This is a genomic window from Agaribacterium haliotis, from assembly GCF_002312815.1.
GTDB lineage: Bacteria > Pseudomonadota > Gammaproteobacteria > Pseudomonadales > Cellvibrionaceae > Agaribacterium > Agaribacterium haliotis.
Window position 1 is genome coordinate 38,069 of record NZ_NKQJ01000017.1, and the last position, 24,932, is coordinate 63,000.

At 48.6% G+C, this 24,932-nt stretch carries 18 protein-coding genes; 12 read left to right on the top strand and 6 right to left on the bottom strand.

The annotated features are described in order from the left end of the window. Positions 1–105 precede the first annotated feature (105 nt). Both CFK45_RS16970 and CFK45_RS16975 read right to left on the bottom strand, forming a co-directional pair. The gene (locus tag CFK45_RS16970) at positions 106–1,191 is read right to left on the bottom strand and encodes a glycoside hydrolase family 5 protein (RefSeq protein ID WP_096087642.1); all 1,086 of its coding nucleotides are present in this window, start codon (positions 1,189–1,191) and stop codon (positions 106–108) included. Between the two features lie 24 nt (positions 1,192–1,215). Beyond that, positions 1,216–2,226, bottom strand: a complete 1,011-nt coding sequence (locus CFK45_RS16975; protein ID WP_096087643.1) for a LacI family DNA-binding transcriptional regulator — start codon at positions 2,224–2,226, stop codon at positions 1,216–1,218. A 167-nt stretch (positions 2,227–2,393) separates the two neighbouring features. Here CFK45_RS16975 and CFK45_RS16980 point away from each other — a divergent pair, with 167 nt between their 5' ends. After that, positions 2,394–3,911 carry a tryptophan halogenase family protein gene (locus tag CFK45_RS16980; protein ID WP_096087644.1) on the top strand — a complete coding sequence of 506 codons (1,518 nt, stop codon included), beginning with the start codon at positions 2,394–2,396 and terminating at the stop codon, positions 3,909–3,911. Positions 3,912–4,184: 273 nt separating this feature from the next. Here CFK45_RS16980 and CFK45_RS16985 read toward each other — a convergent pair whose 3' ends face one another. Then, positions 4,185–7,211, bottom strand: a complete 3,027-nt coding sequence (locus CFK45_RS16985) for a TonB-dependent receptor (protein WP_096087645.1) — start codon at positions 7,209–7,211, stop codon at positions 4,185–4,187. Positions 7,212–7,744: 533 nt separating this feature from the next. Between CFK45_RS16985 and CFK45_RS16990 the strand changes: the two genes are divergently transcribed. Beyond that, positions 7,745–9,664, top strand: a complete 1,920-nt coding sequence (locus tag CFK45_RS16990; RefSeq protein ID WP_204378499.1) for a sodium:solute symporter family protein — start codon at positions 7,745–7,747, stop codon at positions 9,662–9,664. Positions 9,665–9,725: 61 nt separating this feature from the next. Continuing rightward, positions 9,726–12,167 carry a glycoside hydrolase family 94 protein gene (locus CFK45_RS16995; protein WP_096087646.1) on the top strand — a complete coding sequence of 814 codons (2,442 nt, stop codon included), beginning with the start codon at positions 9,726–9,728 and terminating at the stop codon, positions 12,165–12,167. 98 nt (positions 12,168–12,265) lie between these two features. On the opposite strand, the gene CFK45_RS17000 is transcribed toward CFK45_RS16995, so the two are convergent. Next, positions 12,266–12,826 carry a cytochrome b gene (locus tag CFK45_RS17000; RefSeq protein WP_096087647.1) on the bottom strand — a complete coding sequence of 187 codons (561 nt, stop codon included), beginning with the start codon at positions 12,824–12,826 and terminating at the stop codon, positions 12,266–12,268. 254 nt (positions 12,827–13,080) lie between these two features. Between CFK45_RS17000 and CFK45_RS17005 the strand changes: the two genes are divergently transcribed. Further along, on the top strand, positions 13,081–14,022 hold the full coding sequence (locus tag CFK45_RS17005) for a LysR family transcriptional regulator (RefSeq protein WP_096087648.1): 942 nt from the start codon (positions 13,081–13,083) through the stop codon (positions 14,020–14,022). A gap of 32 nt (positions 14,023–14,054) precedes the next feature. Here the strand turns inward: CFK45_RS17005 and CFK45_RS17010 are convergent, their stop codons facing one another. Continuing rightward, complete coding sequence (locus CFK45_RS17010) at positions 14,055–14,345, bottom strand: putative quinol monooxygenase (RefSeq protein WP_096087649.1); 291 nt, start codon at positions 14,343–14,345, stop codon at positions 14,055–14,057. A gap of 337 nt (positions 14,346–14,682) precedes the next feature. Here CFK45_RS17010 and CFK45_RS17015 point away from each other — a divergent pair, with 337 nt between their 5' ends. Together CFK45_RS17015 and CFK45_RS17020 are read left to right on the top strand one after the other, a co-directional pair. Further along, the gene (locus CFK45_RS17015) at positions 14,683–15,177 is read left to right on the top strand and encodes a lactoylglutathione lyase family protein (protein WP_096087650.1); all 495 of its coding nucleotides are present in this window, start codon (positions 14,683–14,685) and stop codon (positions 15,175–15,177) included. Positions 15,178–15,277: 100 nt separating this feature from the next. Next, the gene (locus tag CFK45_RS17020) at positions 15,278–16,198 is read left to right on the top strand and encodes a DUF4437 domain-containing protein (RefSeq protein ID WP_204378500.1); all 921 of its coding nucleotides are present in this window, start codon (positions 15,278–15,280) and stop codon (positions 16,196–16,198) included. Between the two features lie 66 nt (positions 16,199–16,264). Here the strand turns inward: CFK45_RS17020 and CFK45_RS17025 are convergent, their stop codons facing one another. Continuing rightward, positions 16,265–16,504 carry a hypothetical protein gene (locus CFK45_RS17025; protein ID WP_096087651.1) on the bottom strand — a complete coding sequence of 80 codons (240 nt, stop codon included), beginning with the start codon at positions 16,502–16,504 and terminating at the stop codon, positions 16,265–16,267. 257 nt (positions 16,505–16,761) lie between these two features. Here CFK45_RS17025 and CFK45_RS17030 point away from each other — a divergent pair, with 257 nt between their 5' ends. The 6 genes from CFK45_RS17030 to CFK45_RS17055 all read left to right on the top strand — a co-directional run. Next, a complete protein-coding gene (locus CFK45_RS17030) occupies positions 16,762–17,160 on the top strand; it encodes a BlaI/MecI/CopY family transcriptional regulator (RefSeq protein ID WP_096087652.1) in 399 nt (132 codons plus the stop codon). Beyond that, on the top strand, positions 17,153–18,604 hold the full coding sequence (locus CFK45_RS17035; RefSeq protein WP_158224744.1) for a M23/M56 family metallopeptidase: 1,452 nt from the start codon (positions 17,153–17,155) through the stop codon (positions 18,602–18,604). The genes CFK45_RS17030 and CFK45_RS17035 overlap by 8 nt, the downstream gene beginning before the upstream one ends. A 98-nt stretch (positions 18,605–18,702) precedes the next feature. Continuing rightward, complete coding sequence (locus CFK45_RS17040) at positions 18,703–19,677, top strand: alpha/beta hydrolase (RefSeq protein WP_096087654.1); 975 nt, start codon at positions 18,703–18,705, stop codon at positions 19,675–19,677. Further along, positions 19,677–21,038 (top strand): sulfatase-like hydrolase/transferase, encoded by a 1,362-nt coding sequence (locus tag CFK45_RS17045; RefSeq protein WP_096087655.1) that lies wholly within the window; start codon positions 19,677–19,679, stop codon positions 21,036–21,038. The genes CFK45_RS17040 and CFK45_RS17045 overlap by 1 nt, the downstream gene beginning before the upstream one ends. A 241-nt stretch (positions 21,039–21,279) precedes the next feature. Then, positions 21,280–22,617 (top strand): helix-turn-helix domain-containing protein, encoded by a 1,338-nt coding sequence (locus tag CFK45_RS17050; protein ID WP_096087656.1) that lies wholly within the window; start codon positions 21,280–21,282, stop codon positions 22,615–22,617. Positions 22,618–22,846: 229 nt separating this feature from the next. Beyond that, a partial coding sequence (locus tag CFK45_RS17055) for a glycosyl hydrolase 115 family protein (RefSeq protein ID WP_192870774.1) occupies positions 22,847–24,932 on the top strand: 2,086 nt, incomplete at its 3' end.

The following is a 24,932-nucleotide window of genomic DNA, read 5'->3' on the forward strand; positions in this document are numbered from 1 at the left end:
CTTAGCGCTTGGATTCGGCCGCTTGGCGTTAGCGATATGATTTTTTGGGCGGTTTAGCTGAGCAAGCTAAACCGCCCAATTTCCTTGGTGTTCTGTTGCTAAAATTCAGGGCTTATTGAGCTCAAGCATGGTTTTTTTGAAAAAGCGCCCCTGCTCGGTGGCTTCGTATTTCCAGCCTTCGTACATATTGGGTGTCCAGTCCGGGTCAAATACCCAGGCCACCCAAGAGGCGCCTTTGCCTTCGAGGTAGTCAATAATTGCCGGGCCGTAGATATGTTCATTGTCGATCACCGGGTAGTGGGCACCGCGTTCACCGTCTTTCATCCAGCCTATTTCGGTGGCCATAAGTGGCGCGCTCTGGGTTATAAAACCCCACTTTTCTTCCCACAGCTGTTGTTGCTTGGGGCCTTCGGCTTTCTGTGGATAGGGGTGGCTGACATAGGCAACATTCGGCCTGTCTATTAAATCACCGCGCGCTGCGCTTAGGTCGTAGGCCCAATCAAAACCAGCGACCAGGCTGACAACATTGCTGTCGTAGCTTTGAATAATATCAATCAGGCTTTCGTTAAATTGTTTCCACTGCGGCCAGTTGAGTTTGCCAAAACGGCCGTCGCCGTCGGTGGGTTCGTTAAAGAGTTCATAAAACGCAACGGTGTTCACACCTTCATAACGAAAAGCGATGGCCTGCCAGAAGCGGCGCGTTTCAATGGCATCGGTTTCATACATTTCGTGTTGGTAAACGCCGTCGAAGATGCTGCCCATTGAGTGCCAATCAAAAATAACGTACATGTTGTATTTATTGGCCCAGCGCACCCCGTCGTCGAGCAACTCAAGGTACTTTTCTTTGCCTCGATAGCGCCAGCTAATCGGGTGGATGGGGAAACGAACGATATTTGCCCCCCAGGAAGCCGCCTCTTTAAAATGTTTTTCTTTCCAGTGGCCATTTTTTTTGAGTTTATCCGGGTCGGATAAATTCATACCGCGAAATACCACGGTCTGGCCTTTCTCATCGACAAACTTGTTGCCTTTGACGGAAATGGCACTCATATAATTTGTTAGGTCTTTGTCGTCGAACTTTTCAGGGTAAGCTTTAAACCACCACTGACCTTTTGCCGAGACATCTTTGGCAATTGCGGGCGTGAAGATAAAAGACAGGCACAGCAATAGCGCCGATGAATATCGAATAAACATGGATCCCTCCTAGCTGAGATGCGATTATTTTTTTGGTGCTGCGGTACTGTTACGTATAATTAGTTTGTGCTCGAGCACGTGCAGGTCTTGTTCTGGTTTCTTTCCATCTAATAAATCCATTAACAAGCGAGCACAGGTTTCACCGATAAACTCCGCAGGTTGTGCAATGGTCGTTAGCGGCGGTGAAAAATATTTAGCAAATTTAATATTGTCGACACCAATAACCGAGATATCCGTCGGCACCTCAAAACCCTGGTTTTTGAGTGTGTGCATCGCACCTAAAGCAATTTCATCGGAAAAACAAAAGATTGCGCTGGGCCGCTCTTTGAGCATAAGCAATTGTTTTGCAGCGCTTTCGCCGGCCTCGACGGTATAGTCTGAGCGAATAATGTTTTTTTCCAGAATACTTAGTTTCGCCTGGCGCATGGCTTTTTCGAAACCCTGCAAGCGCTTTTGGCTGGTCGGGCTATCCATGGCGCCGGTAATGACGGCGATATTACTGTGGCCGAGCTCGATTAAGTGAGACGTTGCATCAAAACCAGCTTTAAGGTCGTCGATGGTCACCGCGGGCACACCTTTAACGCCGGTATATTCGCCACCGTTAACAATGGGCGGAATACGATTGGCGGCAACATCACTCTCATCAAAGGGCAGGCGGTGAGAAAACAGAATAATACCGTCGGCCTGGCGCGATCGCACCATGGCGGCATATTCGCGTTCACGCTGTTCCGAGCACTGGGAATCGCCAAGCAGCACCGAGTAGCCGCGCGCGTGGGCGACATGTTCGATGGCTTTAATGATGCCCGAGTTATAACTGTCGGAGATGTCGGGAATGATAACCACGATGTTGCCCGACTTCGATGTGCGCAAACTCACTCCGAGTTTGTTGGGCGTGTAGCCGACCTCATCGATCGCCTTGAGAACTTTTTTACGTGTTGCCTCGGCGACCCTGCCGGGGTTGCGCAAAGCGTGAGACACAGTCGCGGGAGAAACCCCTGCTTTGCGAGCGACATCCTTGATTCCAACTTCAGCCATTTTATTCTCTTTGTTATGTTGCGCCTGGATCGTAATTCCATTGCCCGGTATCTTGGCTATGCGCTTCACGGCAGAGTATATTGTAAAACGTTTTACATATCCACTGTGGGCGGTTAAATTGGCGTAGGGAATAGATTTACAGTCGCAACAGGGCTGAGGATGGAATCATGACAGCTGAAAAAACAAAGAAAATTGTTATTGTTGGTGGTGGCAGCGCCGGGTGGATGGCCGCTGCCGCTTTAGTTCGGGCAAGGCCCAATTTAGATATTGAATTGATTGAGTCGCCACATATTGCCTCGGTTGGTGTCGGTGAGGCAAGCCTTCCCGGCCTTAGAAATTTTAATGCGTTCTTAGGTATTGATGAAGTCGAGTTTATTAAAAAAACGGGGGCGACATTTAAGCTTGGCATTAAGTTTCAAAATTGGCGCAGCCAGGGGCTCGATTTTTTCCACCCATTTTCTGCCTATGGCCAAGCTCAGGCTGGCGTTGATTTTCATCACTATTTTTATCAGGCCAAAAAAGCCGGTAAAGCTTTTGAGCTTGGGCAGTTCTCGCTGTCAACACAAATGGCCTATAAAGAGCGCTTTGCTCAACCTGTGGCCGATACCCGGCAGCTATTAACGGACTACAAATACGCTTTTCATTTTGATGCCACACTCTATGCCGAGCTATTAAAAAACTATGCCCTGGCGCGCGGGGTCACGTACCACCAAGCCAAGGTGGAGGCGGTAAGTTTGGCTGACGGCGCCTGGATTTCTGAGTTGATCTTAGACGATGGGCAAAAGCGCAAAGCCGATTTATATATTGATTGCAGCGGCTTTCGAGCTGTGCTTATTGAGCAGGCTTTAAAAACGGGCTTTGAAGATTGGTCGCACTGGCTGCCGGTTGACAGGGCAGTGGTGGTGGCTTCTGAAGCGCAGGCTCAGCCTAGCCCCTATACGCTGTCGACGGCACAGGCGGCGGGCTGGCAGTGGCGCATCCCTTTGCAGCACCGCTGCGGCAATGGTTATGTCTATTCAAGCCAGTTTTGTTCCGATGCGAACGCGCAAGCCAGCTTGTTAAGCAACTTAGCTAGCCCGGCCCTAGGTGAAACCAGGCTGTTATCGTTCACCACCGGCAGGCGGAAAAAGTTTTGGAATAAAAACTGTGTTGCGCTTGGCCTGGCTTCGGGTTTTATTGAGCCTTTGGAAAGCACCAGTATTTCTCTGATTCAAACAGGTATATCGCGCCTGTTAATGTTTTTTCCCGATGCGGGCTTTAACGCTGCCGATATTATGGAAGCAAATCGATTAGCCAGAATAGAGCAGGAGCGTATTCGCGATTTTATTATCCTGCACTACTGTTTAAATCAGCGTGTCGATGGTGAATTGTGGGACTACTGCCGATCAATGCCGCTACCAGAAAAACTCAAACACAAGATAGAATTGTTCCGCCACCGCGGCCATATTCTCAGCTACGAACTCGAGTCGTTTGAAGCGCCGAGCTGGTTAAGTATCTTCGATGGCATGGGCGTTGAGCCTTCGAGTGTCAGTGCTGATCTGATGACTCAAGACAGCTACGACAATGCCGGCGCCCTGGAAAGCCTGCGAACGAGTCTCGCTCAAATTTCTGACAAAGCACCGTTACACGCCGACTTCTTAGTTAAACATCATTTGTTAAATCACCAAAAGCGCGTGGCGGTTTAACTAGTGTGAATAAGCCCTAGCAAAAATGGCTTGTGCTGCTACTTGTTAACAAGTCATTTTTTAAATGTGTACGGGATTTTTTTAGATTTTACTTAAGGTTTCACTTTGTTTTTTTGCGGAATTGTTTGGCAAAGGCAGGGGCCAAGGCGATATGTCGCGTTAATATGTGAAGTCCATATGTAAAGTCTATATATAAAAGCGATAGGCAAAAAAAGCGCGGCAGGGGAATGCCGCGCAAAAATGGGAGCACGAGGCCGTGCAACTCTCACATCGTTAAAGCTTAAAGCGGTAGCCTAGGGTGTAGCGCGGCTCATAGTAGTTTTGATACGCGTACTGGTCGTCCCACTGGAAATAGTATTCTTCGTAAGACCCGGTGACATTGGAGCCGTTAAAATATATTTCGTGCTGTTCGCTAAACGCGTAGCTTGCTGACAGATCAACATAACCGACCGGTTTTTGATAAACGTCGAGGTTATCTGTCGCGCGGTTTTCTTCAGCGAGGCGTTCAGAGCGGTAGTTATAGGCGATACGCGCTTGCCAGGGGCCCTGTTCAAACCATGCAATTAAGTTAAGTTGATGTTCGGAGTTTTCAGGGAAGGGTTTTTGCTTGCCTTCAATGTCTTCGTCATCTTGTTCGCTCGGCGACCAGGTGTAGTTGGCGTCAAGCCCAAAAGGGTTTAACCAGCCGTCGCTGAGGTCGCTAAACGCAAGGCGCCCGGCGAGTTCGAGGCCGTGAATTTGGCCGCCATCGCCCTGCACCGGCGTATCTACGCCAATAGTGACCGTGCTGCCATTCGGCCCGGGGAACTCGGTGGGTACCTCGGTTTGCTGAACAAAACTGTCGATATCCACTAAGAACGCGGCAATGCTTGCCGAGCTCGCCTGACCCAGGTACCACTCAGCACTTAAGTCGTAGTTGGTGCTCTGCCAGGGTTTTAATTGTGGGTTGCCACCTTTAGAGGCTTTGTTGACATACCACTGGCCATCGTCTGCGTTGAGTGATCGCTCATAGTTTTCACCGCCACCCCAGTTATCCAGATCCAGCGGTGTCATATTTTCGGTGTAGGCCGCGCGGATAAAAAAGTCGTCGGTGATGGCAAAATTTAAGTTTAATGCCGGCAGGGTAAATGAGTGCTCAACTTCGGTGGTGATATCGCCAATATCGACCGGGGTGTTACCGTAAGGGCGGTCTTCCCCGGTTTCGTTTTGATGCACTTTCATTTCTGTTTCGATTTGGCGCACACCGATATTACCGGACATCAAACCTAACTCGAAGTTTGCCTGCACATAGATGGTCTGTTCGCTGTAATCAATTTTATAGCTGTCTCCGGGCACCACAGCTTTAACAGTCGAGCCAAACACTTTGTTGTGAAATGACTCCGGGTTATCGTAGTCGGCCGGGTCCACAGCCCAGATTCCTGGGATGCCTTTGACGGGGCCAAAGTCGGTCACCCATTTAACATTGTTGTGCAGGTTGATGGGGATCGGTGGCAAGGCGGTATAGCCCTGAAATTCACCGGTGCTGCTTAGGTTTTCACCGGCAACACAGCGCAAATCCGGGTCTTCCGGCTCGGCATTTAGCACCACATCGGTGGCTTTCCACTGCACTAAACAGCCTTCGTCATAGAACGGGGAAAACAGGTGGTATTTTTCCTGATCGATGGAGCGATCTGAATAGCGCAGGCCGGCATCAACACTGGTAAAAAAGCTATTTTCAAACTTCAAGCTGCCATCTAAACGAAAGACATCAAGCGTCGCCGAGCTGTTTTCATTGTTTTCGGAAGAAAATGCACCGACGTTGTAGCTGTCTATATTGGCCATGTAATCGCGCAGGGTGTGGCCGGGGCCAAGTCCACCGTTTATCTCCTGGTCAAAACCACTAAAGCGCGCATGTTTGCCTTCGGTGTTGTAGGTGATTTGAGGGATTTCGGTATAACCGCGCGGATTGGGCGGTACAAAACAGCCGCCGTCTACACCTGCGACGGTGCCGTTGTCTCCACAGTATTCAGCGGGGTAAAACGGATTAATTCCGGTGGCGCTGCCATCCGTTAAATCGCCTTCATTGTAACCGTGGCGTTTTTCAAGATTTGCTTCACCGTGAAGGTAGCGGGCGCTACCGGTAAACATGCCGCCGTTGTCGTAGTTCAACTGTAAATTTAAATTGGTCGAGTCTTTGTTGAAGCTGTCGTTTTGGGAGAACGATTTAACCCGGCGAGCATCGACATCAATTTCCTGCCAGGTAATCCAGGTTCTGCGGTCGTCGTTGCTCTCGGCGTCGTAGTCCTTGATATAGACACCTTTATCTTTGTATTTGGTCGGGGTGAAATAATCGAGCCCCTGCCATTTGTTGGTGGCACTCATACCAATTTTGCGATTGTATTCTTCTTCTTCGGAATAAAATGCTTCGGCAATAATTTCAAAGCCGCCGCCTAATTCAGCTTGCAAGGCACCATTAAAGCCGTAACGCTCGCGCTCGGTTTCTTGATTCCAGCCAACAAAACCCTGCGGCGCAGCCCAGTGGTGCTCGCTGCTTTGATCGCCCCAAGCGTTGGAGGCGTTGGTCCAGCCTGAATCGCCCGGCTCGGCGGTATTTACACCGTTGTAACTGTTAGAAAGGTGCGGGTTGGAATAGGCCGCCGAGGCCATAACACCGATGCGGTCATTGCGCCAGCTTAAAAGGCCGCTGGCGGCGGGGTCGATATCTTCGGTTTCGTTGCCGCGCTGTACTTCGGCGCTGGCTGTTGCACTTAGACCCTGCTCAAAATCAAACGGGCGCCAGGTTTTCAAATCGATGGTACCGGTAATGCCGGCAATGGCCTGGTTGGCCGATGACGATTTGTAGACATCGGCGCCTTTAAATAACTGCGCGGGTAAATCTGAGAACGACGGTTGCACGGTGACGATGGAGCCCGCGCCCATAAAGGCTTCGTCATTGAGCTTGGTCACCACTTGCGGCAGGCCGCGCAGGGAGACTTCGGTACCTTCACCTGCCGAGCGGCGGATTTGAATACCGGGTATGCGCTGCAGAGAGTCGGCAATGGTGACGTCGGGTAATTTACCGATATTTTCCGCAGACAGTGAATCCATTACCACGGCGGATTCGCGTTTGATATTAATGGCTGTCGCTTGAGCGCCGCGGTGGCCGAGAACAAATACTTCTTCTTCCAGGTTGTTGCCTTCTTGCGCAAAAACCGCTGCGCTCGCGCTCAGGCTAAGGCAGGTGGCGATGCTGACGGCAAGTGCTTTTTTGTGAAAGACAGGGGCGCAGTGGGCACCGCGCCTTGGGTTCTGATTTATCATTATTTCCCCCTATGAGCCGGGCTTTAAGTGACGTTCAGCAGGCGCTAGGCGGAGTGATCCCCGGGCGCGCTGCTTCGTTCCATTATTATTAAAACGTTTTACATTGGATGCCGAAAAAAAGGTGGGCACGCCAGCTTTGTAAAACCGCTAAAATCCATTTATCCATCACCAAACTCGTTCTGTCGTCAAAAACAACGCGAAAGAAGCTTAGCTACAGCGGCGAGGACGCTACGGGCAGGAAAAGTAAATCGTTTTACAATTTGCTTGTCAACAATTTCGTTCACAGTTTTTTATGTGCGCATTGTTTTTTTACATAAAAACAAAGCTCTGCAGCCCTGTTTTACTGGAAATACGCGTATTTACATGAGTTATATATTTTTTAGAGATTACTGTTGGTTCTGATTATTTCCAAAGTTGCTTTTGCAGCTTGCTTTGATTTAGTTCTTGCAGAGCTGGTTTAACTTTGCTTGAATGTAAATCGTTTTACAAAAACAATAATTCGTAACGAATCCAGAAGGATTACTGAGTTCGCCATGCAGTCAACCATGCAATTACAGGGCATCGACCTGGCCATTATTGCCGCTTATCTTCTCGCTACCGTTGTTATCGGCCTTTATTTAAAAAAACGTGCAAGCCAAAATCTGCGCAGTTATTTCCAGGGCGGCAGGCAGTTGCCGTGGTACATGCTCGGGCTTTCCAACGCCTCGGGCATGTTTGATATCAGCGGCACCATGTGGCTGGTAACGCTGTGTTTTATCTACGGCTTAAAAAGTATCTGGATTCCGTGGTTGTGGCCGGTGTTTAACCAGATTTTTCTCGCTGCGTTTTTGTCGATGTGGCTGCGTCGATCGAATGTATTAACCGGTGCCGAATGGATACAGACCCGCTTTGGCAATGACCTTGGCGGGCGCTTATCACACATGGTTGTGGTGCTGTTTGCACTGATTAGCGCGCTGGGTTTTCTCGCCTACGGTTTTGTTGGCATCGGAAAGTTTATGGAGATTTTTATTCCGTGGGAGGCGGTGGCGCCCTATGTGCCGTTTCATGTCAGTGAGGCCTATGTGCCGCATTTATACGGTATCTTTTTTACCAGCATCGCAACCCTTTACGTAATGTTGGGCGGCATGCTCAGCATCGTCTGGGCCGATGTGATGCAGTTTACAATCATGACAGTCTCGGCAGTGATTATCGCGGTTATCGCAATGGCCAATGTCAGCCCGGAAGCGCTGCAGGCGGCGACGCCCGCCGGTTGGAGTGATCCGTTTTTTGCATGGCAGCTCGATTTGGATTGGTCGGCGCTGATTCACGAGGTCAACGATAAAATCGTCAGCGATGGTTATAGCCTGTTTAGCATCTTTTTTATGATGATGCTGTTTAAAGGTGTACTGGTCAGCCTCGCCGGGCCTGCCCCCAATTACGATATGCAAAAAATTCTGGCGACACGGTCACCGCGTGAAGCGGCCTTGATGAGTGGTTTTGTCTCCATTGTGCTGATGCCGATTCGCTACCTGATGATCGCAGGTTTTGCTGTATTGGCGATCGTTTATTACCAAGAGCTTGATCTGGTCAGCGGCGGGCGTTTAGATTTTGAAAATATACTGCCCTCGGCGATTTTACAGTTTGCCCCTGTCGGTATTATCGGTTTGATACTCGCCGGTTTACTTGCCGCGTTTATGTCGACCTTTGCCTCGACGGTCAATGCCGCCCCGGCTTATTTAGTCAACGATATATATAAGCGCTACATCAACCCGCAGGCGGACAATAAAAAACTAGTGCGCTGGAGCTACGTAGTCTCTGTGGCGGTGGTACTGATTAGCACCGCTATTGGTTTGTTGATCGAAAGCATCAACAGCATATTGCAGTGGTTGGTTTCCGGGCTCTGGGGCGGTTATGTTGTCTCCAATGTGCTCAAGTGGTACTGGTGGCGCCTGAACGGTATGGGCTTTTTCTGGGGCATGCTGGCAGGTATTGTCGGCGCACTATTTTTCCCGCCTCTGTTTAAATCCATTTATCCAAATATCGCCGGCGATATTGTTCCGCTTTTTGTTTTTCCGTTTTTGTTACTGTTTTCAGGCACGGTCTGTGTGCTGGCAAGCCTGTTAAGCAAAGCTGAAGACGAACAGGTATTGCTGGAATTTTACCGCACAGTCCGGCCGTGGGGTTTTTGGGGGCCAGTTCGGGCACGGGCTCTGGCTGAAGATCAGAATTTCGCTGTGAACAAAGATTTTAAGCGAGATATGTTTAATGTGACGTTGGGCATTGTTGCCCAAACCTGCCTTGTCGCAATGCCGATATTCCTGGTTACCGGCGACTACGACAGCCTAATTGTGGCAACGGCGGTGTTCCTGGTTTTGGCCAGCACACTCAAACGCAGTTGGTACGATCACCTTCCCAAAGACCGCAATAAAAAATCCGCGCTTGACGATAAGCGACTGGAAATGCAGCAAATCTAATATTCTCTGATTCGGGCCGCAAAAAACGGCGGCTCGTGGCAAGCCAAAATGGAACTTGATTATGAATGCTGAGACCGAGCAGTTTGGATATTTTGATGATGACAATCGCGAGTACGTTGTCACCACACCGAAGACACCGTGGCCGTGGATAAACTACCTTGGCAATGAAAACTTTTTTTCATTGATTTCGAATACCGCAGGTGGCTACAGCTTTTATCGAGACGCAAAGTTTCGCCGCTTGACACGCTATCGCTACAACTCTGTGCCGCTCGATAACGGCGGCCGCTATTTTTACATCAATGACGGTGGCAGCGTGTGGTCGCCGGGGTGGAAACCTTGTAAAAGCGCGCTCGATCACTATGAATGTCGTCACGGTATGAGCTACAGCCGTATTACTTCGGAAAAAGACAAACTGCGGGCCAGCGCGCTATTTTTTGTTCCGCTCGGCTACAACCTGGAAATTCAGCAATTAAAGTTAAAAAATCTTGGCGCGAGCAATAAACGTATTCGTTTGTATTCTATGCAGGAGTGGTGTCTGTGGAATGCTGAAGATGATATGACAAACTTTCAGCGGAACTTTTCAACCGGCGAGGTTGAAGTTGAAGATTCAACCATTTACCACAAAACCGAGTTTCGCGAGCGGCGCAACCACTACGCGTTTTACCACGTCAATCGCGATATTAGTGGTTTTGACACCCAGCGTGAAGAATTTCTCGGTGCCGACAACGGTTTTGATTGCCCGCAAGCAGTGCTTGAAGGGGCGCGAAATTCCATGGCTCACGGCTGGGCTCCGATCGCCTCACACGAATTGGAGATCGAATTAAAACCGGGTGAAGAGACCAGTTTGGTCTTTATTCTCGGTTATGTCGAGCTAGATGAAGAGGCAAAGTGGCAGGCGCCCGGCATTATAAATAAGCAGCCTGCGCAAGGCTTGCTTTCACTGTTTGATAGTGATGCCAAAGTCGAGGCCGCGTGGCTGCAACTAAAAGAGCACTGGCAGCGCATGCTCAATCGTTTTCAATTAAACAGTGACGATGACAAGCTCAATCGCAGCGTAAATATCTGGAATCAATACCAGTGCCTGGTCACCTTTAATATGAGTCGCAGTGCCTCTTTTTTTGAAGCTGGCATCGGTCGCGGCATGGGGTTTCGCGATTCAAATCAGGATTTGCTTGGTTTTATTCACTTGGATGCCGAGCGCTCGCGCGAGCGTATTTTGGATATAGCCGCGATTCAATTTGAAGATGGCTCTGTTTACCACCAGTACCAGCCGCTCACTAAAAAAGGTAATGCCGCCATTGGCGGTAACTTTAACGATGACCCTTTGTGGTTAATCTGTTCAACGACGGCTTATATCAAAGAGACCGGCGACTTTTCGATACTTGACGAAGCGGTGCCGTTTAACAATGATGAAAATAATTGTGCGAGTTTATTCGAGCACTTAAAAATAAGTTTTAACCATGTGCTGAATAATCTCGGCCCTCACGGTTTGCCTTTAATCGGCCGCGCCGACTGGAACGATTGCTTAAACTTAAACTGTTTTTCAAAAGACCCGAATGAAAGTTTTCAAACTACGGAAAACCAACAGGGGCGTATTGCCGAATCGTTAATGATTGCCGGCATGTTTGTCTATTACGGCAAAGCCTATGCCGAGCTGTGTAAGCATTTCCAACAAGAAAACGAAGCGGAGCGAGCCATGCGCGAAGTTGAGCGCATGAGTGATGCCGTTATGCAGCACGGTTGGGATGGGCAGTGGTTCCTGCGCGCCTACGATGCCAATGGTAATAAAGTCGGCAGTAAAGACAGCGACGGCAGCAAGATATTTATCGAGAGCCAGGGTTTTTGCGCCATGGCCGGTATTGGGCTAGAGCAGGGCAGGGTTGAGACTGCGCTCGATTCGGTTGAGAAGTTGCTAAGTTGTGACTACGGCATCGTGCTGAATTATCCGGCATTTACACGTTACCACCTCGAATACGGTGAGATATCCACTTACCCGCCCGGCTATAAAGAAAATGGCGGCATTTTTTGCCACAACAACCCCTGGATTATTATTGCTGAAACCAGTATCGGCCGGGGCGATCGGGCTTTTGATTATTTTTGTAAGCTGGCGCCGGCCTACCAAGCCCATGTTGGCTTGAGAAAAACGGAGCCCTACGTTTATGCGCAAATGGTCGCCGGCAAAGAGGCGCCAAACCCGGGCCAGGCAAAAAATTCCTGGCTAACCGGTACGGCAGCGTGGAACTATCACGCCGTTAGTGAGCATATACTCGGTATCAAGCCGCACTACCTGGGCTTGTGCATAGAGCCTTGCCTGCCGGCATCGTTGACTAACTATCGAGTCAGGCGCGAGTTTCGCGGCACCACTTACGATATACATGTCGACAACTCGGCAGGGCTTAATCAGGGCAATTTACAGATCACCGTGGACGGCGAAATTTGTACAGAGAGCTATTTGCCGCAGGCGGCCGGTAAAACACTGAAAGTTGAGGTCAAACTATTCTAAAGGCGGGCCGTGGTGACGGGGCAAAAAGCGCTAAATTAAAAGCGTTGAACTGGGGGCGGGCTCTATATTTAGAGCCCGTTTTCATTTAATAGCGGGCGCTAGTTTGCCGGATCTTGTGTATCAATGGTTTTGCCGAGCATGCGCGCTAAGGTTCCGTCTTTATCGATAAACTGGTGCTTAAGGGCGGCAGCGATATGCAGGATAATCAGCGCAATCAGTATTTTTCCGCCGAGGCCGTGGATAATATGGCCAAGTTGCGCGAGGCTTTCGTTTTTCTCGCCTTTGCCGATAATCTCAAAACCAAATACGGCAACGGGATAGCCGCCTCCCATGCTCATCATGATGCCTGAGATTGGCATAAACAGCGTGCCGAGAAGCAAGAACCAGTGAGTAAAGCTGGCCAGGGCTTTTTCCCAGTTTTTTACCGGGCTCAAGGCTTTGGGGAAGCCATTTTTTAAGCGCCAGCTAAAACGCAGTGCGGCAATAAGTAAGATAAGCACACCAAAGCTCTTGTGTTGGGCAATAAACCCCCACTTTTGCGGCCCGCCTTCGAGCGATTCGATATATAAACCAAAAGGCAGCATGGCAATCATGCTAAGTGCCAAAAGCCAGTGCAGGCTAATGGTGATGTGACTAAAACGTTGGTGGGTATCTTTCATAGCTGCTCCACAATAATATCCGGGCCCGTTAACGATAGCTGTGCCGGGCTTGCCTGTACGTGTTGATCGGTACCGTTTGACCAGTACCGCTTGATCAACACCGGCAAGCGCTCAGCGCCGGCGCCAGCTTAGCTGAATTTGATATCAGTTTGCCAGTGCCCGTTTAAACTACAGGGCAAATAGCGTGAAGCACGGCGCCTGGCATCAATTACGGCATATAATATTGCTTTAGTCGCTGTATAAAGACGCACATTATGTTGCTTGAAGATCTTCATATCGTAATAAAAGTTGCTGAATGTGGCAGCATTACCGCCGCAGCAAAACAGTTGGACATGCGCACCGCAACGGCAAGCGCGGCGTTAAAACGCGTTGAGGCGTCCCTCGGCATGGAGTTATTTGTGCGCAGCACCCGCCGCTTGCGTTTGTCTTCTGCCGGTGAGCGCTATCTGCCTCAGTGCCAACAAGCCTTAGCGCTACTTGATCAGGCGCGGGGCAATGTGCTCAATGAGCTCGACCTGATTGATGGCGAGGTGCGTATCGCGCTGTCCTCCGATCTGGGGCGCAATGTTGTAAGCCCCTGGCTCGATGAATTTATGCAGCAGTATTCGAAGTTGTCGTTGCGCTGTAATATTAGTGACAGCAAGATTGATTTTTATCGCGATTCGGTGGATATGGCACTGCGCTATGGTTCACCTGCTGATGCCAGTAGCTACGGCTTTAAAATTTGTGATGTGCCCAAGCTTTTGTGTGCCAGCCCCACCTACTTACAGGCTCGCGGAACACCAAAAACACCTGCAGAGCTTGCTAAGCACAACTGTTTATTTTATCAGCTGCACGATGTGCTGCAGGATGAGTGGAGCTTTGACGATGGCCAGTTGCTACAGCGCTTTAAGTTAAGCGGTGATCGGGCCAGTAATGACGGCGATCAAGTGCGCCGCTGGTGTGTTGCCGGGCACGGCTTGGCTTTAAAGTCGTGTTTAGATGTGGCGGAAGATTTATTGTCTGGGCGCCTGCATGCACTGATGCCAGACTATGTGGCTCCGCCGACAGAGCTTTGGCTTTTATGCCCGAGCAAGCAATCGATTACACCTACGCTGCGTTTATTGCGCGATTTTTTCCGGGAAAAAACCGCGCATGTAATCAAGCAGTTGCATCAAGCGAAGATCTTATCTTCGCCTACATCCGGTGCGGGTTAAATTTATTTAGCCCTCTAGAGCAGCAATAGCGCTTAGGCAATATGTGTCATTTCGTTGAGCGTGAATTGCTCAACCGCGCCGTCAGTAGCGGCCATATATTGTTTTAGGTGCTCATTGTTCATATGGGTTTGCCAAAGCTCACGTGAACGCCAGTTTTCATAGAAGACAAAGTGCGCGGGATTGTCGTTGTCTTGATGCAGGTCGTAGTTGATGCAGCCCTGTTCGGCCCGGGTAATATCGATGAGCTTGAGCAGCTCACTTTTTACCAGTTCTACCTGATCTGCTTTGGCTTTGATTGTTGCGACAATGGTGAGAGTTGCCATAGTGTTTTTTCCTTAAGTGGCGGCGTAATTGCCTCGGTGATGCTGTGGCGGCACGCTTTGCAAGTGCGCTCGCGAAGCGCTGAGATCTGCGATGCCGGAGCCTATGTTAGGCGGCATATTCTTAGGTAAAAACCGCGTCTTACTTGAAAGATTCTCAAAGTATATTTGATAATCACAGGCCAGCCTGAGAGGCAGTGATCTCGATATTTGCCTGTGGCGTATATCCGTATTGACAGATATTTTGTGTTTTGTTTGTCTATTTTATAAGGGCATAGATTTTTAGTAATGATGTAAAAACGTACTTGTCGCTAAATAGTCTTCACCACGAGGAAATGTTATGAGCACTTACCCCCGTAGTTTCTCTCATATTGGTATATCCGTTCCCAATGTAGAAAAAGCCGCCAAATTTTACAGTGATGTAATGGGCTGGTATCAGATTATGCCGCCCACGCGTATTACTGAGGAATCTGAAACGGCCATCGGCCAGATGTGTATAGATGTATTTGGCACGGGCTGGGGCTCGTTTAAGATTGCACACATGTCAACCGGAGACAGAATTGGGGTTGAGATGTTTGAATTTAATAACAATGAAACTCCGACGGAGTTTGAGTACTGGAAAACAAGTACTTTTCATTTCTGTGTTCAGGACCCGGACATTGAAGGCCTGGTACAAAAAATTGTTGCTCACGGCGGCAAACAGCGCATGCCTATCAGAGAGTACTACCCGGGCGAAAAACCCTTTCGCATGTGTTATGTTGAAGACCCCTTTGGTTTGATTTTTGAGGTCTACTCCCACAGCTACGAGCTAACCTACTCGGCAGGAGCCTATTAATAGCTGCGGGTGTGGTGAGGGTGTGGTGAGGGTATAGCAGCGAATTTATCCTGTTATTGAGCTTTTGCATAACTAGCCAGAACGGCTATCAGGAACAAATATGTATAAATGGAGTTTGTCGGTCGCGCTTTATTCTCTGTGTTTTCAAGCGGCCTTTGCCGGCGATAAAAACGCAGAGCCTGCAGTTAACAAGCTGCAAGCCGAAGAGCCTGAAATTATTCTGGCGATGGATGTCAAATGGACAGCCTTAAACCCCAAGCGCGGCGATAAAAGCCCGCAAGCTGCAAATCTTTGGGGCGATCGCACGACAAGCGGGCCTGCTGGTTTTTTAGTTAAGTTTGCCGACGGCTTTTCATCGCCAGCACATATCCACAATGTCAGTTATCGCGGCGTTGTTATTCAAGGCCTTGTGCACAATGATGATAAGAACGCCGAGCCTATGTGGATGCCGACAAGTTCATACTGGACGCAACCGGCCGGCGAGGTGCATATTACCTCTGCCAAGTCTGCTAAAAATGCTCTGCTTAATGGCGCACCAAGCGCAGCCGCCAAACAAGAGCCTGAAAATTATGAGCTGCCGGCGCTGGCCTCCGACAGTGTCGCTTATATAGAGATTGATAGCGGCCCCTACCTGGTAAAACCCGCAGAAAAAGCCTTTGATAACGGCGAGCGACCAGTCAATATCGATGCCCAAAACCTGTTTTGGCACGAAGCCGATGCCGGTATTGAGCAAGCCTATTTATGGGGGAAAAACAAAAAAGCTCATCTTAATGCAACGCTGCTGCGCTTGCCGGCGGGTGCCGCAGGGCAATTAAAAAGTGACGAGGGCCTTCGCGCCGTGGTTATCGATGGCAGTTTTGGTTATCGCTGGCATCCCGATACCCGGGCTTGGCTAATGCAGCCCGGCGCATATTTTTCAGCCAAAAACAAAAGCCAGCACCGCCTGTTATGTGAATCTAAAAAGCCCTGTACGCTCTATATTCGGGCTAAAGGTTTGTATCAGTTTGAGCCTGAAAATTAGCTGGTATTTAGCTCTGTGCTGCCTTTCAATTTGCTTGCGTTAAGAAAGCCCGCTTTGTTTTGACTATTAGTAGTCTGTATTGCCACTTATGCCTGCCATACGAGAAAGAATCGTTTGGAATTCTTTCTGGCTGATATCAATGTGCTCAAGTACGCGGCCGTAGAGCAGTGCCGTTGCTACATTGCGCCCGCCCAGTTCTTTTTGTGCGCGATACAAACAATACAAAATGACTCGCTCTTTTTGGTTTAAACCGTCGCGTGCATCGGCGATTTCATCTAAGAGCTGTTTGTGTTGTGGCTCGCTCATGGTGTTTGTGTTGGGCTATTCATTCAGGTCATTTAGATCATTTAGGCGCTGCGACAGTTTTAGTTGTACTGTGACGGAATAATAACGCAGCTTTTTAATTTCTTGTATCTGCTTATTTGGGAGTGAAAGCATGGGCGAATTTCTCGTTTATTTCCATGTGCGACTTCTGTCGCATATTTTGCTTGACTAGGTGCGACTAATGTCGCACTATGCTTGGCAAGTGCCATGTAGCAGCGATAGATAGTCAGGAATTCAATATGCCTCAGCCAACCTCGCCAGAATTGGCTTTATTAAAGTGCCTTTGGAAAAGCCAGCCACAGACGGCCCGTGAGCTGCACAATGAAGTGGGGGTGCAGCAACAGTGGAGTTACTCCAGTACTCGCAAGGTACTGGAGCGCATGGGAGAGAAGGGCCTTGTTGTAATTAGCGATCAAGGCAATAAAAAGATTTACCGCGCGAAAGTGGAAAAGCTTAGTACTTTAGCGGCCTACGCTCGCGATTTTGCTCGTCGAGTATTGGAGCTCGAAGGGCCAATACCTGCAGCACTATTTGGCTCCAGCCATTTGGTAAATAAAGATGAGCTGGCAGAGCTAGAAAACCTTATTAATGAGGCCGATAAACAACTCGAATCTAAGCAAGGTGACGGCGATGTCTGATTTACTTTGGGTGCTGTTATTATGTTTGTTTTTAAGCCTTGTGTTTTATGCCCTGCTAAAACTGAGTGCTTTTTTTCGTGTGCCTGAATCTGACAACCTCTGGTTTTTCTGCGCTTTTCTAAGCTTATTTCCGCTATTTTATTTTGTGTTTGTCTCTTCTGGTTTAACTCCAGGCTATGCCCTGGGCTTTTCCCTGGACTATTGGCAGGGCTTAAGCGTGCTTGGCGAAAATGGCAAAGCCTTTGCCACTGAGTTGCTCGCACCCGAAGCTGCTTTGTTGCCGTGGTGGAACGACTACAGGCTTGTCGTAGTTAAAGGCTTGGGTGGAATCTTTTCGCTGTTCTGTGTACCGCTACTTTTTTTGGCGGCTAGTTTATCACTGTGTTCTTTGGGGAAGTTTGTTTACAGCAACGTTAAAATGAGCATGCTATTTTCCCGGTGTAAAGAAAAATGCGTAAACAACTTGCCTGCGAGACAAAAGCTGCTTATTAGTAAATACCGCGTAAAGGTTTTACAAAGTGACAAAGCTATTTCGCCTTTTGTATTTGGCTTGTCGAGCGCGACTCTGGTTTTACCTGGTTATTTTGATGAGCTTGAGCTTAATCACCGTATCGCACTTATTGATCATGAGCTAATGCATGTTCAGCGCAAGGACTACCGCAAGTTGTGGCTGCTTCGGGCGCTGGTATGCTTTGCCGGTTTTAACCCTCTGTTAAAGCGTTTTGAAGCCAACTACGTCGATGCAATGGAGCTAAGCTGTGACAGAGATGTTCTTAGATTGAATAAGCTTGATGCGAAAGTTTACGCCGCTTCACTATTCCAGTGTTTAAAGTTAAGCACGGAGCCGGTCAATCGAGCCCTCTATGTGGCCTTTTCCGCTTCGGCTAAAGCCAGTCATTCCGGTTTTAATAAAAAACGTTTTCAAAAAATACTCCATGGCGCCAAGCCGGCCAACGTAATGTCTAGTTTGCTGTTGGGCCTTGCGGCAATGTTTGTTGCTGTAAGTGTGAATGCGTCGTTGACGAACAAGACGCAGGGTGTTCCCGCATTGCAAGCTTGGCAGGTACCGGTAAAGCACTACCGCCTTAGTTCCCAGTTTGGTTTAAAACAAAAAATTAGAAATAACAAGGCCCATTCAGGCGTTGATCTTGCTGCCCCAGAAGGCACGCAGCTGTTCAGCGCCAATGCGGGCATCGTTCGTATTGCTGACGATAACAGCTTACATGCCAGCCTCGGTAAGGCTGTAATTATTGAACATGCCCAGGGTTTAACGACGCTTTATTCCCATATGCAAGATATTGCTGTTGTCGCCGGCCAACGGGTTGAGGCCGGTGAGAAAATTGGCACTGTTGGCCGTACTGGCAAAGCCACGGGGCCGCATCTTCACTTTGAGCTTCGTCAAAACGATAAAGCCGTCGACCCAAATCATTTCTTAGATTTTTAACTGAATAAGCTTCTCGCTTAATTCAAGCCCCTTATCTAGCTTTAACACCCACTAAACAAGTGCGCAGGTGAGAGCTCGTGCACCAGTAAGGAAATTTTATGAAAAGATTAATTAATACATTGTTAGTGATATCTTGTGGCACTCTGGCTAATGTTAGCTTGGCGGATTCAAGCGTTGGCCTTACTAAAGCTGCGCAGCCGAAGCTGGAAAAAGCTGGCGCCGTTGAGCTAACTCACAGCCAGAGCCTTTCTATCACCTCCAGCGATACGGGCCTGGAGTACGACTTACTCGTGCGTTTTCCTGCTGATTACTCCACCAGCACACGCAATTATCCGCTTGTTTTGCTCAGCGATAGCGATTTTTCATTTCCTGCAGTTACTGCGGTTTCGGCCTTAATGGGTGGGCGGGATATAGAATCTTTTATTGCGGTTGCTGTATCTTATTCCAAAGGCCACAGCGCACAGCTAAGCCGCACAAGGGACTATACACCCACCTATGCGCCCGACGAGTCTGGCGCTCACTCGCTTGAGGCACAAAAACACTCCGGCCGTGCCAAAGCGTATATGAATTTTATTGAAAAGGATGTATTTCCCGCACTTGAGCAACTTTACCGGGTGGATACAAAAAAGCGTATCTATGTTGGCCATTCGTTTGGCGCGTTGCTTGGTACCGCGATGTTGTTTGAACGGCCGCAGCTGTTTACTAGCTATATACTTGGCAGCCCTTCACTGTGGTATGACAACAGGGCTATTTTTGCTATCGAAGACAGTTATGCACAAACACACAAGGATCTGGATGCCCAAGTGTTAATGTATATAGGCTCACAAGAAAATAAAAATAAACATAAAAACATGGTGGAAGATTTGTACCGCTTTCATCAAACACTTAAACAGCGGTCGTACCCAAGCCTGGAAATAGACAGTTTTGAAATACAAGGGGCGTCGCATTTTAGTACCTTTTCTTTGATGCTGGTAGACGCCTTAAGTCGCACGCTTGTAAAAACTGAGTCGAATAAAACATGGGCTAACAAAGCAGCTGCGAAGCCGGGTTTTGCTATTACGGAATTAAACTGATGTTTTATAGCTTGCTTGTTTTTTTACAAGCTCGGTTTGCAATAACTGTTCTTGCGCTTGGCAGCGCAAGTTTTGCTGGTGCTGAGGCTTCAGTCTTTACTACCGCTGAAGGCTCGGGTTTCACTACCGCTGAAGGCTTGGTTTTCACTACCGCTGAAGGCTCTCCCAACCAAGGAACGCCCAATATTGTTTTAATCGTCGCCGATTATATGGGCTATGCGGATATCGAGCCCTACGGTGCGCGGGATGTTCGCACACCGGGTATCAATCGCTTGGCGCAAGAGGGCATCAAATTTAACAGCCACTATACGTCTGCGCCAATGTGTATTCCGGCCAGGGCCTCTTTGTTAAGCGGTTCATATCCCGCCAAAGTAAGGCGCGGGCCGGGTTTGCACGCCGATGACAACCGGCTGCTTCGCGGCTTAAAAAATCAAGGCTATCGAACGGCGGTCATTGGTAAGTGGCACCTTGGCTCCAGTGAGGGTTTTCATCCATTGGATCATGGTTTTGACTATTTCTATGGTTTTGATTCGTGGACCTTGGCTTATCACTCTCATCTGGATTCCGATGGTGAACCGGGCCTGTATAAAAACCGGGAGCGAATTGATCAAAGCGGTTATTTAACCGAGCTCTTTAGTCAAGAGGCTTCTCGTTTTATCTTTGCCGACAACAAGGCGAAGAGCAAACACAACAAGCAGCCTTTTTTCCTGTATCTGGCTTATAACGTGGCTTTGCCTCCTTATCAGGCTCCCAATCTAAAAGAGGAGCTCTGGCACACCGGTTGGGCTGCCCTTGAAGCCGGTCGCAAACCGTATGTGGCGATGATAGAAGCGATGGACGCGGGCATTTATTCCCTGCTGAAACAGCTCGATGAACAGGGGCTTAGCGACAATACACTGGTAATCTTTACTTACGATCACGGCGGGCGAAATCTTGCAGACACAGGGCCACTGTTTCACGGCTTTGGTTCTTTGTGGGAAGGGGGGATACGTGTGCCTTTGTTAATTCGTTGGCCCGGTAAAATTCAAAGCGGTAAAGAGCAAAATACCCCGAGCATCATTATGGATCTTACGGCAACAATGTTGGCCGCCGCAGGTGTCAATGTCGATTCAGGTGCAAACGAGCTGGATGGCCGGAGCTTGCTCAATCAAAAGCTATTTCAAGAAAGTGCAAAAAACAGGGCGCTATATTGGCGTTGGCGTGATAAGCGTGCGGTGAGGCAAGGGCCGTGGAAATATTTAAGCGATAATCACAACCAGTTTTTATTTGATGTAAGCAAAGACCCCGGTGAGCGCAACAACTTGTTTTTTAAACAGCCCAAAAAAGCGGCAGAGCTAAAGAACATGCTGGAGCGTTTTTAGTGGCTAGAAGGGGCAGCTGGCGGACATCTAACAAAAGCCTTTTGACGTGTTTTAGTCTGCCCACTGGTAATTGGTTCAAGATAGCCGTGATAGGCGGCTGTCGACCCAAAGCGGCTGTTGCTAGCTCGGTCATGAAGCGGCTAAGATCTGTCTTTCGATAAATACACCTTAAGAATCTATGAATGCCCGCTTGAACGTACACAGTCAGCTCGTATTTGTATGTTAGCGATAAGTGTTTAGCATGTTTCAAGCTTCAGAAATTACAGTTGGCCTTCAAGTGATGCCTTTGTTAGCGGCTCAATTGTTGCTGGTGGTACTGGTCTACTTTGTTTTGGTTAGAAAGCAGGTAGCGGCAGACTACAAATTGTACAGCTGCTTTCTAGCTAGCTACATTTTCTTTTTGCTTGGCCGGGCCTTGCAGCAATATTTGACGGTGGATACTGGCCTAGTTGTTTTGTATACCCGCATGTCTTTGCTCTTTAGCGTGGGCATTCCTGCTCTTGTCATCGCTATCTTCAAGCAGTCAGGCTACAAGCTCACGCGCTTCTTTCAATATCTGTGCTTTATTGTCGGGGCAGTGCTTTCGCTGCTCTACGTGATTTTGACAGATGCTTTCCAGCAGTTGTTTAGCTTCTCCGCCTTAGACTTACCTCTGATTGGAGGGCTTATCACTGAAAGGGCGCCTCATATTGTGCAAATTCTTGCATCTCTGGCTTTGGTGCTGCCGGCAAGCGTGTTGCTATTTCAGGAGCATAAAAAAACCAATGTAAAAAGCTCACTGGCCTTTCTTGTAGGTTCCCTCGTCTTTGGCTTATTGATGCTCTATGGGATCGTCTGGATTGAAGTGTTTGGTGTTATCTACGCGGGGTCTATTTTCTGTGCGATTTGTTGGTGCTGGGCGGTTGTGCAGGATATTCAGGAATCAAAAGGGCGCTCGGCAGTATTGCAGGATGAACTGCAGCTGCTCTTTCTGAAGGGGCATTCCGGCAAGGCTATGGGGCTCGAAAAGCTGATCGAGGAGCTTGAGGAGCATTCAAATGGTGATCTGGCCCTATATAAGCTAAGGGTCAGAAGCATCCTCAACCGTTTGATCGACTACGGTATTGAGTCCGGTGCTGACGCTAAGCGCTTGCTGGAGAAGAATGAGACCCACTTAAAGAGCGTTGAACAGAGCGAGGACATCGATACTTTGCGCAGGGTGCTTAATGAGGAGGCTGCAGGCCTGTCTCAGCTGATCAGCTCAAGCAATACGCCGCATCAAGGCCTCGAAAAGGCAAAAAGCTATATTCAGGATAATTTCCAAGCAGAACTTTCTGTGGATCAAGTGGCTACACACATAGGCATGAGTCGCTCGAGTTTCATGCGCATCTTCAAGAAAGGCACAGGTACCACCTTTAACCAGTACTTAACGGAGCTGAGGATGGCTAAAGCCAAGCAGCTTTTGTTAGAAAAATCCGTTACTGAAACCGCATTTGAAGTGGGTTACGCCTCATCGAGCTATTTCAGCACTGCCTTTAAAAAGCATGTAGGCCTTAGCCCAGCGCAGTACCAACAGGCGGAAAACAACATACATCCGTGAGCCCCTAAGCCCTTGTTGGCGCCACTCTTCCTTCGTTTTGCCCCGTCAATATTGCCCCTTCACCATTAAAAATCCTCTCGATTTGGCTCGAAGTAGGGCAAAACCTAAAGTCCTGAGACGATATTTAAAGTCTTAGACCCAAAAAATGATGCTCTAGGGCGGTGCCTAACCTAGATTCATGCCTCCCGCTGCCCAAGAGCGGCGATCTGACATTGAGGCACTTATAACCATGAGATTTCTACAATTCTTATCCGTTCGGCTAATGCTATTGGCCACACTTTGTTCAAGTACGGCCTACGGCTTTCCCCTATTTAAGGATGGAGTGCTCGCAGATATCTATGTGTCGCCGAAGGCTACTGTCCAGGTTACGCGGGCTGTTGCTGATTTGCAGAATGACATTCAGATGGTGAGCGGCCTTAAACCTAGGGTCGTACGCGACTTAGAGCAGGCGGGTGAGAACGTCATCATTATCGCCTCTTTGAACAATCCGGATACCGAAGCACTACTGGATAAGCGTGGATTGAAAAACGCAAAAGACATGCAGGGCATGTTTGAAGCGTTCATGCTGAAAAGCGTTAAAAACCCCGCGAGCGGGGTGAAAAGGGCGCTCACCGTCATCGGTTCGGATGATATGGGGGCGGTTTATGGCCTCTATGACATATCTGAAGCCATCGGTGTATCGCCCCTGTACTGGTGGGCCGACATTACCCCAGTTCAGAAACAAGAAATCATTCTGGATGACTTAGAGCGCAGCCCTAAAGAGCCTTCGGTGAAATATCGTGGGGTGTTTATCAATGATGAAGAAGCCTTAACGACCTGGAGCGCTATTACCTCCCTAGATAAGGGCAATGGGCACCCAAGCCCGGAGGTATACAAAAGAATATTTGAAATGCTGTTGCGTTTGAAAGCCAACGCAATATGGCCCGCGATGATGGATCAAAGTAACCACTTCTTTGAGGCCAGAGATGCTAATGGTGTCCCTATAAATCCCAGACTCGCAACGGATTTTGGCATTTACGTGGGTACCTCCCACTGCGAACAAATGGGCCGCAATAATCTCGACGAATGGTACGACTGGGCCAATGCTCACATCGATATGTATGACGCAATAGGCGCGCCGAAATGGGACTATACCGTCAACCCTAAAGCCATCGAAGCCTACTGGCAGGAAAGGCTCGATGAAGCAAAAGACTTCAATATGATTTATACGTTGGGCATGCGTGGCGTACACGACTCCCCATTCTTATATGAAAACCTTGAAGACCCGAGTCTTGAAAATAAAGTTGAGCTCTTGCAAACCATCATCGATCGACAGCGTGCCATGATCAAAGAAACCTTTGGTGCAGAAGATGCCGTGCCTCAGGTATTTATTCCGTACGAAGAAGCGGCGGAACTTTACAACGGCGAAAGCACGGACGGTACTGAAAAGTCGAAGATGCTGGAGCTTCCGGATGATGTAATGATGGTCTGGACTGAAGATAATTACGGTTACACACGTCAATTGCCTGGCGATAGAGAAAAAGCCCACCCCGGTGGCAACGGCCTCTATTATCACTTTCACTATCAAGGCTGGCCAACCACCCACGACTGGCTAACAACGATACCATTTACCCTTGTTCACGAAGAGCTAAAGAAGGCCTACGACAGTGAGATGAATAAAATTTGGATGGTTAATGTCGGCTCGGTAAAACCCGCCGAATTACACCTCCAGTTTTATATGGATATGGCCTATGACATCAACTCCCACAAAAAAGGCGAAACTAAAAAGTTTTTACAAGAAGGCGCAGTACAGCATTTTGGTCTGGACAGTGAATCAGCTAAGGAAGTAGCTGAGATTATCACCGAATTTAACACCCTAACATGGCCAACAAAACCTGAGGTGCTGGCGCCATTTTGGGGTTGGAATTATGAGAAAGATTGGTTGTACCGCTACTACTCCTTAACGGATTTTGGCGACGAAGCTCAGCGCCAGCTCAATAAAGCTTTGGAACTGGAAAAACGAGCTAAAGCTATCTACGAGAGCCTTGATGAGAGCGCAAAAAAGCCCTATTGGCACTTAAGCTATTACCCGATTCGTTCTACCCGGCTTATGCTCGAAAAAATGCAGTATTACCGTAAGAACGTTTTATACGCTAAGCAGGGGCGCCTGAGTAGTGTGAACGCCTATAAAGTGTTATCGGAACAAGCCGAAGCTGCCATTCAAGCCGACCTGAGTTATTACGATGAAATGACGGGCGGTAAATGGAACGGCATCATGGACCCTTATGCTGAATACAACTTCAACGATAAGGTGTTTGATGTTGCAAACATTCCTA

What these genes read in the sequence shown, in the direction of transcription:
- CFK45_RS16990 (WP_204378499.1), top strand. Translation starts at nt 7,745, where the DNA reads ATGCAGTCAACCATGCAATTACAGGGCATCGACCTGGCCATTATTGCC.
- CFK45_RS17030 (WP_096087652.1), top strand. Translation starts at nt 16,762, where the DNA reads ATGCCTCAGCCAACCTCGCCAGAATTGGCTTTATTAAAGTGCCTTTGG.
- CFK45_RS16980 (WP_096087644.1), top strand. Translation starts at nt 2,394, where the DNA reads ATGACAGCTGAAAAAACAAAGAAAATTGTTATTGTTGGTGGTGGCAGC.
- CFK45_RS17025 (WP_096087651.1), bottom strand. Translation starts at nt 16,504, where the DNA reads ATGAGCGAGCCACAACACAAACAGCTCTTAGATGAAATCGCCGATGCA.
- CFK45_RS16975 (WP_096087643.1), bottom strand. Translation starts at nt 2,226, where the DNA reads ATGGCTGAAGTTGGAATCAAGGATGTCGCTCGCAAAGCAGGGGTTTCT.
- CFK45_RS17000 (WP_096087647.1), bottom strand. Translation starts at nt 12,826, where the DNA reads ATGAAAGATACCCACCAACGTTTTAGTCACATCACCATTAGCCTGCAC.
- CFK45_RS16995 (WP_096087646.1), top strand. Translation starts at nt 9,726, where the DNA reads ATGAATGCTGAGACCGAGCAGTTTGGATATTTTGATGATGACAATCGC.
- CFK45_RS17050 (WP_096087656.1), top strand. Translation starts at nt 21,280, where the DNA reads ATGTTTCAAGCTTCAGAAATTACAGTTGGCCTTCAAGTGATGCCTTTG.
- CFK45_RS16985 (WP_096087645.1), bottom strand. Translation starts at nt 7,211, where the DNA reads ATGATAAATCAGAACCCAAGGCGCGGTGCCCACTGCGCCCCTGTCTTT.
- CFK45_RS17005 (WP_096087648.1), top strand. Translation starts at nt 13,081, where the DNA reads ATGTTGCTTGAAGATCTTCATATCGTAATAAAAGTTGCTGAATGTGGC.
- CFK45_RS17020 (WP_204378500.1), top strand. Translation starts at nt 15,278, where the DNA reads ATGTATAAATGGAGTTTGTCGGTCGCGCTTTATTCTCTGTGTTTTCAA.
- CFK45_RS17035 (WP_158224744.1), top strand. Translation starts at nt 17,153, where the DNA reads ATGTCTGATTTACTTTGGGTGCTGTTATTATGTTTGTTTTTAAGCCTT.
- CFK45_RS17010 (WP_096087649.1), bottom strand. Translation starts at nt 14,345, where the DNA reads ATGGCAACTCTCACCATTGTCGCAACAATCAAAGCCAAAGCAGATCAG.
- CFK45_RS16970 (WP_096087642.1), bottom strand. Translation starts at nt 1,191, where the DNA reads ATGTTTATTCGATATTCATCGGCGCTATTGCTGTGCCTGTCTTTTATC.
- CFK45_RS17045 (WP_096087655.1), top strand. Translation starts at nt 19,677, where the DNA reads ATGTTTTATAGCTTGCTTGTTTTTTTACAAGCTCGGTTTGCAATAACT.
- CFK45_RS17040 (WP_096087654.1), top strand. Translation starts at nt 18,703, where the DNA reads ATGAAAAGATTAATTAATACATTGTTAGTGATATCTTGTGGCACTCTG.
- CFK45_RS17015 (WP_096087650.1), top strand. Translation starts at nt 14,683, where the DNA reads ATGAGCACTTACCCCCGTAGTTTCTCTCATATTGGTATATCCGTTCCC.